Source organism: Marinomonas sp. G8-14, from assembly GCF_055808935.1.
Genome location: NZ_CM147891.1, coordinates 4,194,999 through 4,208,409, shown reverse-complemented (window position 1 = coordinate 4,208,409; position 13,411 = coordinate 4,194,999). Strand labels below are relative to the sequence as shown.

General features: G+C 46.6%; 13 protein-coding genes and 1 pseudogene. 10 read left to right on the top strand and 4 right to left on the bottom strand.

Translation table 11 applies throughout. The annotated features are described in order from the left end of the window. Positions 1–130: 130 nt before the first annotated feature. Positions 131–688, top strand: coding sequence for an NAD(P)H-dependent oxidoreductase (locus tag AC0L6V_RS21565; RefSeq protein WP_418138598.1), 558 nt, complete (start codon positions 131–133; stop codon positions 686–688). Positions 689–991: 303 nt separating this feature from the next. On the opposite strand, the gene AC0L6V_RS21560 is transcribed toward AC0L6V_RS21565, so the two are convergent. Both AC0L6V_RS21560 and AC0L6V_RS21555 read right to left on the bottom strand, forming a co-directional pair. After that, on the bottom strand, positions 992–1,804 hold the full coding sequence (locus AC0L6V_RS21560) for an RpnC/YadD family protein (RefSeq protein WP_418138597.1): 813 nt from the start codon (positions 1,802–1,804) through the stop codon (positions 992–994). Positions 1,805–1,844: 40 nt separating this feature from the next. Continuing rightward, positions 1,845–2,039 (bottom strand): hypothetical protein, encoded by a 195-nt coding sequence (locus AC0L6V_RS21555; RefSeq protein ID WP_418138596.1) that lies wholly within the window; start codon positions 2,037–2,039, stop codon positions 1,845–1,847. A gap of 210 nt (positions 2,040–2,249) precedes the next feature. On the opposite strand from AC0L6V_RS21555, the pseudogene AC0L6V_RS21550 reads away from it, so the two are divergent. The 6 genes and pseudogenes from AC0L6V_RS21550 (at position 2,250) to AC0L6V_RS21525 (ending at position 8,202) form a co-directional block, all read left to right on the top strand. Beyond that, a pseudogene (locus AC0L6V_RS21550) lies at positions 2,250–4,407 on the top strand (TonB-dependent hemoglobin/transferrin/lactoferrin family receptor). An 82-nt stretch (positions 4,408–4,489) separates the two neighbouring features. Next, positions 4,490–5,602, top strand: a complete 1,113-nt coding sequence (locus tag AC0L6V_RS21545) for a hemin-degrading factor (RefSeq protein WP_418138595.1) — start codon at positions 4,490–4,492, stop codon at positions 5,600–5,602. Beyond that, positions 5,560–6,405: a heme/hemin ABC transporter substrate-binding protein gene (locus tag AC0L6V_RS21540; RefSeq protein WP_409419063.1), complete on the top strand. Its 846-nt coding sequence runs from the start codon at positions 5,560–5,562 to the stop codon at positions 6,403–6,405. Before AC0L6V_RS21545 ends, AC0L6V_RS21540 begins: the two co-directional genes overlap by 43 nt. Then, a complete protein-coding gene (locus tag AC0L6V_RS21535; protein ID WP_265220394.1) occupies positions 6,402–7,415 on the top strand; it encodes a FecCD family ABC transporter permease in 1,014 nt (337 codons plus the stop codon). Before AC0L6V_RS21540 ends, AC0L6V_RS21535 begins: the two co-directional genes overlap by 4 nt. Further along, entirely contained in the window at positions 7,415–7,762 is a 348-nt protein-coding gene (locus AC0L6V_RS21530) for an ATP-binding cassette domain-containing protein (RefSeq protein WP_418138594.1), read from the top strand. Before AC0L6V_RS21535 ends, AC0L6V_RS21530 begins: the two co-directional genes overlap by 1 nt. A 200-nt stretch (positions 7,763–7,962) precedes the next feature. After that, positions 7,963–8,202 carry an ATP-binding cassette domain-containing protein gene (locus AC0L6V_RS21525; RefSeq protein ID WP_418139109.1) on the top strand — a complete coding sequence of 80 codons (240 nt, stop codon included), beginning with the start codon at positions 7,963–7,965 and terminating at the stop codon, positions 8,200–8,202. Between the two features lie 199 nt (positions 8,203–8,401). Here AC0L6V_RS21525 and AC0L6V_RS21520 read toward each other — a convergent pair whose 3' ends face one another. Together AC0L6V_RS21520 and AC0L6V_RS21515 are read right to left on the bottom strand one after the other, a co-directional pair. Next, positions 8,402–9,406 (bottom strand): glycosyltransferase family 32 protein, encoded by a 1,005-nt coding sequence (locus tag AC0L6V_RS21520; RefSeq protein ID WP_265220392.1) that lies wholly within the window; start codon positions 9,404–9,406, stop codon positions 8,402–8,404. Positions 9,407–9,464: 58 nt separating this feature from the next. Next, positions 9,465–10,835 (bottom strand): MATE family efflux transporter, encoded by a 1,371-nt coding sequence (locus AC0L6V_RS21515; protein ID WP_265220391.1) that lies wholly within the window; start codon positions 10,833–10,835, stop codon positions 9,465–9,467. A 212-nt stretch (positions 10,836–11,047) separates the two neighbouring features. Between AC0L6V_RS21515 and AC0L6V_RS21510 the strand changes: the two genes are divergently transcribed. The 3 genes from AC0L6V_RS21510 (at position 11,048) to AC0L6V_RS21500 (ending at position 13,285) form a co-directional block, all read left to right on the top strand. Continuing rightward, positions 11,048–11,371 (top strand): hypothetical protein, encoded by a 324-nt coding sequence (locus AC0L6V_RS21510; RefSeq protein WP_418138593.1) that lies wholly within the window; start codon positions 11,048–11,050, stop codon positions 11,369–11,371. Then, entirely contained in the window at positions 11,338–11,961 is a 624-nt protein-coding gene (locus AC0L6V_RS21505) for a LysO family transporter (protein WP_418139103.1), read from the top strand. The genes AC0L6V_RS21510 and AC0L6V_RS21505 overlap by 34 nt, the downstream gene beginning before the upstream one ends. Positions 11,962–12,352: 391 nt before the next feature. Beyond that, positions 12,353–13,285, top strand: a complete 933-nt coding sequence (locus AC0L6V_RS21500) for a glycosyltransferase (protein ID WP_265220389.1) — start codon at positions 12,353–12,355, stop codon at positions 13,283–13,285. Positions 13,286–13,411 lie beyond the last annotated feature (126 nt).

Below are 13,411 nucleotides of genomic sequence, written 5' to 3'. Positions count from 1 at the left end.
GGCTTATTATCAAATATATTTTGATAATAACTCAATAAAAACCCTATTTTTCATTTAATAAAGTCTCGTTACCATAGCGCCATCAAGACTCACCACGCGTGAGTCATCACCCTAATGATGGAAACAAAAAATGGCACACCCAATTATTACCGACCTAGAAAAACGCTACACAGCAAAACACTACGATGCCGCAAAACGCATTCCCCAAGCAGATCTAGAAGTCATCTACGAAGCACTGCGCTTATCCCCTTCTTCCATTAACTCACAACCATGGAAGTTCATCGTGATTGAGAGCGATACCGCCAAACAACGCTTCCACGATACTTTTGCGAACAAATTCCAGTTCAACCAAAAACACGCAAAAAGCGCGTCACACATCGTACTGTTTGCACACAAAACCCACTACAAGCGCGAGGACTACGCAAAAGTCGTCGACAAAGGCATTATGGATGGCCGTACAAAACCAGAAAACAGAGAACAGGCATTTGGTAGCTTCGCCTTTGCCGAACTAAACACAGATGAAAACGGCAGCACAGCACAATGGACCAAAGCACAAGCTTACATCGCTCTAGGTAACCTAATGCACACATTGGCACGTCTCAACATCGACTCGACCCCAATGGAAGGTGTGGATGCCGAATTAATTGGCGAGCTATTTCACAACGAGCCTCGTGGGTTACCAATGTGACGTAGCACTCGCGATCGGTTATCACCACAAAGACGAAGACTACAACGCGACATTACCAAAATCTCGCCTCGCCTTAGAAGACGTCGTCACCGTATTGTAAAATCCACCTCAAATTAGACACAGAAGACAGTTCAGATCTGCCCCTCCCCCTTGTGTTTTTAAGGGAGAGGTTGGGTGGGACAATGACAGTTCAGGTCTGCTCCTCCCCCTTGTGTTTTTAAGGGGGAGGTTGGGAGGGGGTTACAGTTCATGACCCCATCCTAGCCCCCTTGGAAGTGATAAGGGGAAGGGACAATGTGAACATCAATGAAAAATATCTTCTATTTTCTCAGCGAAGAGGAGTCGTTCGGACCATTCCAGTAGGGTGTCGGTATCAGCTTTCTCAACCTGATCACGGTAAGCCGTAGCCACATCAACACCGTATTTTCTTGTTATCTGACGCAATAGCATATTAGCCTCACCTTGTTGCATTCCTTGTTGCATTCCTTGTTGCATTCCTTGTTGCATTCCTTGTTGCATTCCTTGTTGCATTCCTTGTTGCATTCCTTGTTGCATTCCTTGTTGCATTCCTTGTTGCATTCCTTGTTGCATTCCTTTCTCAATTCCAAAACGCTCTGCACTCGTTACATAAGGCATTTTTTTAGACTCCTCTAGTTGATATACCGACTCTAAGAACTGACGTTCCAACGCGTCTGGTAAACGGATCATCCAATCAATAACCCGGAACAGTTCTAATATAACATCACGTTCATAGCCCCGCTCGTACATTAATTGCACAAGCTGAAATTTCCACGCTTGTCGTTCTTCGGCTCTTTTACTGCTTTTGGCACGAAGTTGCGCCATCACCACCAAGGCAAACACATTGTCACTGCGTTCTAACTGCGCCCAGTGATCTTGCCAATCCAGTAGTTTTACACGGGGAAAACGAAAGTCTAACTCACAGCCCCAGCGCTTCCAATGATAGCTATTGGGCCGAAAGTTTCGGTTAGTATCGGCGAGCACGCCTAAACTGACCACATCCATCTGATACCGATCAAACAGTCTGTAGTGATACACATACATACGCTCGGCAAAATCCCGCTCTGCTTCGCCCTGCACTTCCACATGAATCAACACCCATGTTTCTGTGCCATCCCGTGCAAAAACCTTAACCAGCTTATCGGCATAACGTCGCCCCAGCTCGGCATCCTGAACAACCTGCTGGAGCCTCTTTATCCAAAAACTCTCGCCCTTGGCTCCAGTCCACCTGTTCGTAAACATCAGGAAACAGCAACGCCAAAAACTCTGGAAAACGCTGCTCTAACGCTTCTTTCCACGGGCTATCATGATCATCCACTGATCTTGTATTCATATCAAATCCTTCTTTTATTAACGCCAACCCCATCCTAGGGTCGCGGTGCATAAGCACGTTAATACTATATAAATACCACTAAAACACCAACCCGTTGACCAGACATTCATTAACAATTCTTAATGAAAATCATTTTCATTAAATTCAACATATTTGTGATAATCATTCTCATAAAGGATTGCATACACATAGGGAAGACTTAATTTATTGATGAGAAGAAACATGAAAAAAACGGCTTTTCCTACTCCCTTATCTTTCCTTGCTTTGTCTATCATGGCGGCGTCACCCGCGTTTTCTGCCGACACCACTATTCAAGAAAATCAGTTGAGCACCATCAACATTGAAGCGGATTCGCTCACTGAAACCACCACGGAGCTGGGCAGCTCGGTTTCTAAAATCGAAAGTGACGATATTGAAAAAACATTAACTCGTAATTTAGACGATCTAGTACGCTATGAACCAGGGGTAGAAGCCAGCCAAGATTCTCGTTTTGGTATCAGTAGTGTTAACATCCGCGGCTTAGATGGCGATCGAGTCAAAATCAGTGTCGATGGTGTTTCGCAAGCCGATGCATACGGCCCGACAACCACCTATTTACGCACTGGACGAAACACCGTCGACATGGATTCATTAGAATCTGTCGATATTATTAAAGGTGGCGACGTAGTAGAAGGCAGCGGCGCTCTGGGTGGCGTAGTAAAATACACCACCAAAGAACCTAGTAGCTTTTTAGCGCCAGAAGGTAATGACACCAGTGTTTCCTTAAAAGCAGGCTACAAAAGCGCCTCCGACGAATATAGCCAAACCCTCACCACGGCGAACCGCACAGGCAAAGTAGAGTCCTTACTGCTGTATACCCATCGCGATGGCCATGAAAACGAGAATCATCAAGGCGATGCAGGCTCTGATCAAACGGTTGGCGTAACAAGAGAATCAGTAGACCCCGCAGACACTGGATCAGACAATGTCCTTGCTAAAGTACAAGTACAAGTAAACGACACCAACCGTATCGGCGTGGTCGGTGAATACTTCCACAGTACCACTGAATCCGACTTATATTCAGAAAGCTCTGCCACAGACCAACAAAGCTCAGATGACAAAAGTGTCCGCCGCCGCATTGGTTTCTTCCATGAAAACACCCAAGCTAATACGCTTTATGATCGCTTAAAATGGCAATTGGATTACCAAGACACTAAAACCACCAACATTACGAATAGAACATCGGGCAATCGCGTTGTTGACCGATTTTATGATGAAGAAAGTATCAGCTTCAAAGCGGATTGGGTCAAACAAATCGAGGCACATCAACTTCGTTACGGCATAAATTACGACGATAAGTCTTTAGAAAATCTCAATAAAAACACCGTCTCTGGCGTCACCACCGCGTCGCGTTTTTCACCCGTAGCCGACGCCAATATTGTCGGCTTATATCTAGAAGACAGCTGGGCAGCGACAGACAAGCTCACTCTTGTGCCCGCTATTCGCTACGATAACTACCAATACACCACCAAGGGCGACGAATACATCGAATCATGGGGCGATAATAAAAACGAGGCTGTGACCGCACAACTTTCCGCTGATTTTGCCATCAACGACACCTACAGTATTTTTGGTAAAACCGGCTCTGGCTTTAGAGCCCCAAATTTAGACGAGCTTTATTATTACTTTGAAAACTCTGCGTCTTATGGCGCCTATAGAATCAAGCCTAATCCAGACTTAAAACCGGAAGAAAGTCTGTTCGTAGAAGCTGGCGTTCGAGCCTCAAAATACCTACGGCACCGCTGAATTGGTCGCTTTTTATAACGACTACACCAACTTTATCGAGCAGGTCTCTTTAGGCACCTCTAGCACATACAGATTAGGGGAATATACCAACAAAAACCTTGCTCATGTCGTCATCAAAGGCGCTGAAATTAAAGGCACTTTAGATCTATCCAAAAGTATCGATGCGCTTAATGACGGCTGGACACTCAATGGCGCTGTCGCTTATGCCGAAGGCGATAACCTAGAGGATAATGAACCTCTCGACAGCATATCACCGCTAAGCGCCGTGGTGGGTCTTGGCTACGACGCGCCTTCAGAGCAATGGGGTGGAAAGCTCAATCTAACCTGGGCGTCTGGCAAGAAAAAATCGGATTTGACCAGCAGCAACCAGTGGCTCGCCACATCCGACTATCAACTTGTTGATCTAACGGCTTATTACAAACCCACGGACAACCTCACCTTTAACGCGGGGCTGTTTAACCTGACCAATGAAAAATATCTCAATTGGAATGACATCCGCAACATTACCAACACCAGCACGAATCTGGACCGTTACACCCGTGCAGGTCGTAACCTTGGTATCGACGCAACACTGTCTTTCTAAGCCTTTTTTCACCGCAGCGTAGGTCAAAAAGCATTGTATTTTTGACCTATGCCAACCAGTTAACGCTAGACGGAGCATCAACATGCCTCAAACCACAGCCATAAGACCAAACACAGAACATCCGGCGTATTCTCGCTATCAAGCGGCCATCACATCGGGTTCTACCTTACGAGCCAGAGAACTGGCCAAAGAACTGGGCATCACCGAAGGCGACCTCGTCGCATGCCGACAAAATATCGATACATGGCAGCTACGCGCGCCCTTTCACCTTTTATTAGCTGAACTGAAAAATGTCGGCGAGGTCATGACCATCACCCGTAACGACCAAGCCGTGCATGAAACAACTGGCGTATATCACAGCTTCCAGTTTGCTGAGGCTAGAAAAACCGGCTTAGTGCTATCGGACGCCATCGACTTACGCCTCTTCATTGGCCAATGGCACAGTGGTTTTCATGTGGTGGAAAAAGGCCGCCATAGTCTGCAATTTTTCGACAAACATGGCCTCGCTGTGCATAAGATCTATCGAACAGACAATACTCTTGCTGATAAGTGGGACGCTCTGCTAGCAGAATATTGCGATGCGTCACCTGTTATTCCTGCATACTTGCCATTAAAAGAAACACCCATTAACCAACCACCAGCGGCATTTGATCAAGCCGCCTTCGCAGACGATTGGGCAAACTTAAAAGACGTACACGAATACCACGGCATGCTGCAAAAGCATGGGCTTTCTCGCACCCAAGCGCTGGCTCTGATTGGCTCACAATGGGCAACACCGCTTATCCCAAATAGCCTTGCCTATGTACTCACACTCGCGCAAGAAAGAGCCGCCGACATCATGGTATTTGTTGGCAATCCTGGTTGCATCCAAATCTATTCAGGTCCGGTTCACAAGCTCTTAACCCAAGGACCATGGTTCAATGTATTGGACGCGGCATTCAACCTTCACCTAAGAACCGATCAAATTGCCCAAGCGTGGGTGATCGAACGCCCTAGCAGCGATGGCATCATCACGTCCATTGAAGCCTTTAGCGCCAAAGGGGATTCCATCATTACCCTGTTTGGTAAACGCAAACCAGGACAACCAGAACTCACCTCATGGCGCGACATTGTTCATGCCACCAAACAACAGTACACAGAGGAGTCCCAGCTATGTTCGCTAAGCTGCGTTTTTTCATGGGACTGGCATCCGTGATCTTGATATCCACTGGGGCAAACGCAACACAACGGGTCGTCAGCATCGGTGGCACCGTCACCGAAATCGTCTATCTGTTAGGTGCAGAGTCTCAACTGGTCGCTAGTGACACCAGCAGCATCTATCCAGAGGCGGCCAACCAGATGCCTAAAGTCGGCTATCAGCGCACCTTATCCGCAGAAGGCGTACTTAGCGTACGCCCAGATATCTTGCTCATTACCCCAGCCACTGGGCCTGCAAAAGTATTGCAACAACTAAAAGACACCGGCATCCATTTGATCACCATCGAAGCGCCCGATTCAAAGCAAGGCATACTAGATAAAGTCACTCAAGTGGCCAACGCCTTACAGCAGGAGGAAAAAGGCAAACATCTCGTTCAACAAATAGAACACGCATTTGAGGCATTAAGCACACCCAAAGCATGGAATGAACAACGACCACCACGCTTGCTTTTTGTCTTGCAAATGGGTGGTGCGCCAATGGTGGCAGGCAACAATACCGCGCCGGATGCTTTATTTAAATTAGCAGGTGCCACCAATGCAATGGGCACGTTAGACGGCTACAAAACCCTCACCCCAGAAGCCATTTTATTGGCTCAGCCAGACGCCATTGTCGTCACCCAACAAGGCCTCAGTCGCACAGGCGAACAAGCCATCTGGGCGCTGCCTGGCATGTTAGCCACACCTGCAGGAAAAGATCAACGCCTGCTCTCGTTGGATGCTTTACTTGCCCTCGGCCTTGGTCCTAGAACGCCAGAAGCCATCCAATCGCTACAACAACAGCTACAAGAATGGGCGCCATGAAACACACCCCGTATTCTCATATTCCGTATCCCCTGCTGATCACTGTATTAGGCATGGTGGGATTATTCGCCCTCACTCAAGGGGCGTATTCTATCGGCTGGAAAGAGATGCTTTTGTCGTCCATGAACGACATAGACAAACAAATCCTCATCACAGTGCGGCTACCGAGATTATTCATGGCGATCTTAGTTGGTGCGGCCTTGGCGGTATCTGGCGCGCTCATGCAAGCCCTCTTCCGCAACCCATTGGCAGATCCTGGGTTACTGGGCGTCTCTTCAGGGGCATCGGTCTTTGTTGGTATCTTGATCGTTCTCAACCCATTTTCAGGTAACTTGCCCCTTTGGGCACAGTCTTATATGCAAAGCAGTGCGGCCTTTCTTGGGGCCGTATTAACCTGCTGGCTGATTTTTCAATTATCCAAACACAAAGGACAAGTCTCTGTATTACACCTATTACTCGCAGGGATTGCCATTAACGCCCTATCAGGTTCCGCCACCGGCTTACTGACCTACTTGAGCAACGATGAACAATTGCGCGCGCTGACATTTTGGGCCATGGGCAACCTTGGCGGCGCACGATGGGAACAAGTCGCCGTTGTCGCCAGCCTTTTATTGCCATTGCTGTGTTATGTGTGGCGTCAGTCTAAAAATCTGAATCTGCTATTACTAGGAGAAGAAGAAGCCCGTTATCTTGGCTTGGATGTGGAGAAATTTAAAATCAAACTCATTGCCGTTGTGGCGTTATGTGTTGGCGTGACCGTTGCCTTCACCGGGTTAATTGGCTTTATTGGCCTCATGGTACCGCACTTAATACGCATGATGTTTGGTGCCGACAACCGCATCGTCATTCCCTGCTCAGCCTTACTCGGCGCCAGCTTACTCACCAGTGCCGACACCCTAGCTAGAATCCTAGTGATTCCAGCCGAACTGCCCGTTGGCCTCGTCACCAGCTTACTCGGCGGGCCGTTCTTTTTATGGCTACTGTTAAAAAATATTCGAGCAACCAACTAATGTTAACCGTCAACCAACTGTCTCTTAGCCGATCTGGCAAACCGCTCTTGGATCAGGTGTCTTTTTCCATCAAACCGGGTCAACTGACCATTGTACTGGGACCAAATGGCGCGGGAAAATCCACCTTACTCAAATGCTGCTCTGGGGCGCTTCAAGCCGACACGGGACACATTAACCTAGACGACAAACCGCTAGCGGATTGGTCTCTGGCTGACTTAGCCAAAAAACGCGCAGTATTGACCCAACAAATACACATGCCTTTTACACTCACCGTTAAAGAAGTGGTGTCATTAGGGACTCGCACCGTGGACCTTGTCCAACCAACAAGCCAACCGCTTAATACATGACACCCTCAGCGAAGTCGGCATGGTCGACACTGACACACGCATCTACGCCAGCTTGTCCGGTGGAGAGCAACAACGCATCCAACTTGCCCGAGTCCTAGTGCAAATCTACGCGGACCCAAACCAACACCCACAAGCCGCAAAATACCTGCTGTTAGACGAGTCCCATTTCTGCCCTAGACCTACACCAACAACAACGGATATTGCGACTTTTAAAAACACTCAGCCAAAAAGGCCTAGGCATACTCTGCATACTGCACGACATCAACCTAGCCGCACTCTACGGCGACAAGCTTGTCCTACTCGAACAAGGCAAAATCACCTTCAACAGCGAACCCAGCCAACTCGCCCAAGGAAAGCAAATAGAAACCACCTACCAAGCAGACCTAATCCGCCTGTCACACCCAGACACCCAACTACCGCAATGGCAATTTAAACAATAAAGCGGGGCAGAAGCAGGCTGGTTTTATCCCCTCCCCTTGTGTCTTTGAAGGGGAGGGCTAGGGTGGGGTTTTAGGGCTTATACAGGTCTACAAAACTCGCTCGCGACCTTTAGCGACAGCCTCGAAGGCGGGAACCCATATTCCTTGTAGATCAGATGAACCGAGGAACGAGGCGCTTACCTCAAAAATCAGCCCAATATTACAAACGACTTAAAACCCAAGCTTTTCTGTTCAAATACACATTTGAATCTTGATAATCTTTCTTATATGTTTGCTTAGAAACAAAACTGTTTTTTACTATATCTAAATCACTATTATTAATGGCGTGATGGTTTGGTTTTTTTAACAAACCCTCCATAATTTCTTTCCCATTTTGACGACTAAAAGCCTCATTAAAAAAATAGCCAACACTAAAATATGGCATGAAATTAAATTTCTCAGCATTTAAAACAACATCTTTACCAAACCGCTCACTACCACTATCTGAAAGACCCAATGTCTTAAGTCTGTTCGAAATAAACAAGCTGTTCTTTCTATCTTTAAACAAATGATCCAAAAACAATGCCAATACGTCTTTAATAATAAAATGGCCTTTTTCAGACGCAATAAACCAAGCTTCTATAGGCCTAGTCTGATTTGTCATATGCCTAAAGGTAAATAATCCATTTTCTGAAACACACTCAGGTAACCATTGATCTAAAGCCTGGATACAAAAACTGGTACTGTCTACCCAAATGCCGCCATGCATACTTAATAAATATAAACGTAAGATATCCGCTTTCATGGCATATCCTAAATTCACTGTTGCGATATAAAAAACCGAGTTGAAATCAAAGCCTAAATACTCCTCAATATTGTCATCTGTTAAAATGATAACATCATAAGCAGGATTCATTTCCTTCCACGTTTTAATACTTACTTTCACAACGTCAGGGGCTTTATCAATAGACGAATTCCAATACAGCCAAATTGTCTTAGGTATACCAGCAGAACTTTCATGATGCGATAAAAGCGCTTTTCTTAAGTGATTTTCAAGCACATCCGTTGCAACATTCACGTTGTCTACCACATGAGGATACTTTTTTGAGGGTAAACTTTGATAATTGATCCCATGGTAATAGTGATAAGCGTGTCTTAACCTAGGAAAGAACCGTCTTAGAAAAAATAAATTTCTCTCAAAAAACTTGCTACCTATTAATGCCATAATCAGACTTTCCTAATCTTTCACTTAAATTCAATCACTTGATTTGACATTTTTTCCGTTACGCCACTTCCCTTGGGGAAGCAATGCGTCGGCCTTCGTATCGAGCCAATACCACCCGAAAACGCACAATCAAGATCACCGCCAACAAGGTCAACCCCGCGCCCAAGCCAATATAAAAACCGCGCAGCGATAAGGTCTCCGCCCAAGGGCTATAATGAGACAACCAAAAACCAAACGGCATACTCAAACCAAACAGAGACACCGCAAAAGCAATCATCGTAGAACGCGTATCACGGAAGCCTCGCAACGCCCCAGTAAACACCGTCTGCAACATATCAGGGAATTGATAACACGAAGAGATCAACAAAATACTCGCCGCCAGCGCCACCACTTCCGCATTATTGCTATAGATAAACGGAATCTGCTCATGAAACACCTGAGTAATCACAAAACAGGTACTCACATAGGTAAGACCTAACCACACGATCACACGAATGCGTTTTCTAACCCCATCAACGCCCTCTTTCGACATGGCTTTCGCCACCACAATCGCCGTCACCGCACTCATCGCCATCATAGGTGTAAACAAGAAAGACGTGTAAGACATCACAATCTGTCCGCCGCCCAACGCCAAATCACCAAACGAAGAAATCAGCCAAGTCATGGAAGAAAACAGCCCAACCTCAAACGCAAAAGCAAAACCGGCTGGCGCACCAATGTTTAACAAAATGGAAAATTTACGCGTATAACGCCACACCAAACTCGTAAACAAAGGCGTTTTATTGAGAAACCGGTCATAGACAAAAAACAACGCCACTGCCAAATACAAAGACAAAGCAGACGCCAGGGCCGCACCTTTAGCGCCCATTTCAGGAAAACCAAAACGACCAAAAATCAGCACATAATTAAACAGTATGTTTAACACTAACCCAAAACTGGCGACAAACAACGGAAATCCCGGACGACCCGCGGCTTCAAACAAATTCTTGTACGCGGTCATTAAAGCCAACATCGGTAACGCAGGCGCAAAAATATACAAATACGAAATAGAAACCTGTCGCGTTTCCTCTTCAGTTGCCATCAACCCTGCAAAATAAGGCAACACCGTAATCGCCACCAAGCTTGCCAACACCCCAAGCACAAGCGACAACCCCACCGCCTGCGACATATACAGGTTAACCAGTTTAGGCTGCCGACCATGTAAATGTCGTGTCACCAATGGCGTAATACCAAACGTTACACCAATCAGGAAACACCCAACCGGCAACCACAAACTCGATGCCAAGCCAACCGCCGCCAAATGCAACGCACTGTAATGCCCAAGCATAATGGTATCCACCACACTAATAGACAACTCCAATGTCATCGTCAACACCATAGGGAACAGCAAATGCAACACTTCTCTCAACACCGGAAAACGCACAACCACACATCACCACCGACTATCCATAGAAAACGACAAAAAACAGCCGAGCAATTTACCACCGATCCCCCCACATTGCACCCAATCACCTGTCGGCCGCGCCTTCAGGCCGACAAAAAAGCCATGCAACAACACCAAACTTGTATTTACCGGTAAATACCGAGAAAATGCCGCTCTTATTTTTTATCAAGCACCCTGTCTAGGAAGACCTTGCCTACATGACTATTATCGCGACACTTGGCCCACTACTTATTGCATTACTCTTCGGCTACTGGGTAAACATCAAACTCTTTACCCCAGCTCGTGTGGCAAAAGGACTCGAACAGCTTGTCTATCTTATACTCGGACTCATCGGTTTCAGTTTGGGAGCCTTGGACAACCTTGCCGAAAAATTATTCATTGCTGGCTACCAAGCATTGGTTCTCTTTGTCCTCATTAGCGTCATTGGCCTTACAGGGCTCTATCTAAGCGGCTTACGCTTTGGCGGCACACACGCCGACAGCCTAGCATCGGCCCAAATGACAGCAAAACCCATGCACTGATTGACGCGCTAAAAACCATTGCTTGGGTAATAGGTGGTCTAATAATCGGCATATTTGCCAAAGACTGGCTAACAGGGGTCGATGAACTGGTAACAGGCTTGCTTTACGTACTGCTGTTTTTGATTGGCTGCCAACTGCGCCAAGGCAACCACCGTTTGCGCAAACTTTTCCTCAACGTTCAAGGCGTCATCATCGCCCTCGTCACCATCGCAACCACCCTATTAGCTGGCTGGGTTGGTAGCCTAATTCTTGGACTAAGCTGGAACCAAGGACTCGCCGTGGTATCAGGCTTTGGTTGGTATAGCCTGTCTGGCATCCTCATTACTGGCTTAGGCGACCCAGTACTTGGCACCACCGCGTTCTTGCTCGACCTAAGCCGAGAAATCCTAGCGCTCATGCTAATTCCCTTCTTAGCCCGCCTCAACAGCCACATGTCAGTCGGCTATTCCGGTGCCACCGCCATGGACTTCACCCTCCCCATGCTCGGCAAATTTCATGGTGCACAGATCGTCCCCGTCTGCATCGCCAGCGGCTTCATCATGAGCATACTTGTACCAATACTGATTCCGCTGTTTATGGGAATAAGTTAAAAAAGCATCCTTTTCGCGTTTGTCGGCCATTAGGCCGTCAAAAGCCCAATCACACCAAACCAAAACCCTCTTCACGATGAATGACGCCTTGTCACACTTTAGGTTACTATTACTCCTCAGTATTTAAGTCAAAAGAGATGCAACTCATGCGCACATTGGTCGTTGTAAGAACATTAAAAACTGGCGGGATGGAGCGTGTTGCCGTTAACCTAGCCGATGCCTTCGCAGATCAAGGCCATGAAAGTCATTTACTCTACTTCAAAATACGCAAAGACCCACTCTACCCAAATAACAAAAGCGTTATATTACATGAATTTAATGTCAACAAACTGACACTCGGCCGACCGTTAAGTATCTTCGCCGAAATCGCCGCCAAGCTTTGCAACCTTGTATGGCGAAAATCGCACTTCCTTATCGCTGGGTGGTATGGGGGTCAACAGCTACAAAAAAAGTCGCTCAATTGGAAAAACAATACGGTCAATTTGACCGTATTGTCTTCAGAGGCGAAGGAACCTACGAAAGCGTATGGTCATTCCAACATGACAACGCCGTCTACGTGTTAGAAAACATAGTCAAAGCCAATTCAAACAGCAAACGCTTGTCCAAAAAGCGCTTTCACGTTCTTTTCCAAAATAAGCAACTTGCCGCTGTCTCCAATGGCGTAAAAAATGCCGCCATCGCACTATTTGACAAAGAAAACATTACCCCTCAACACATCCAAGTGATTACCAACCCTTGCCCGATTGCACAAATTCGTCAGCAAGCAGACGCCGAAAAACCACAGGGAATGCCTAACGGCCCCTATATTGTCAACGTAGCAAGACTGGTCCCACAAAAAGACCAACAAATGCTACTAGAAGCCTACGCCAAAAGCCGCACAACACAGCCCTTGGTAATCGTTGGAGAAGGCAAATTAAAGACCGAATTACAAAATACCGCAAAGTCCCTAGGAATAGATAACAAGGTACTCTTTGTTGGCAACCAAGCGAACCCCTATGTATGGATGAAACACGCCAGCTTATTCGTACTAAGCTCTAAATTCGAAGGACTAGGCATTGTACTTTTTGAATCCCTTGCTTGTGGCACCCCCATTATCTCCGTCGACTGCCCCGGCGGAGTTCGAGACATTTTCAAAGACGAACTCGAACCCTACCTATGCGAGCAACATGCCGACGCACTCGCACAAAAAATAGATCAAATCGTCGAACAAAACGGCTACCCAATACAAGAAAAATGGATAGAAGACTTCAAACCAGAAAACGTCGTCAAAGCCTTCCTACAAAAAAACCATCCCCTGTCGGCCTTTAGGCCGACAAAAATCTAATCACACCAACCCCCTGACTTAGGCCGACAGTCAACAAACCGTAAAGAGCAACAAATAAACAAAACAGCTTTAGCAAACACTGTCATGCTTGTGTAAAAGCGATTGTCTCAGCAAAGAGCAGAGGAT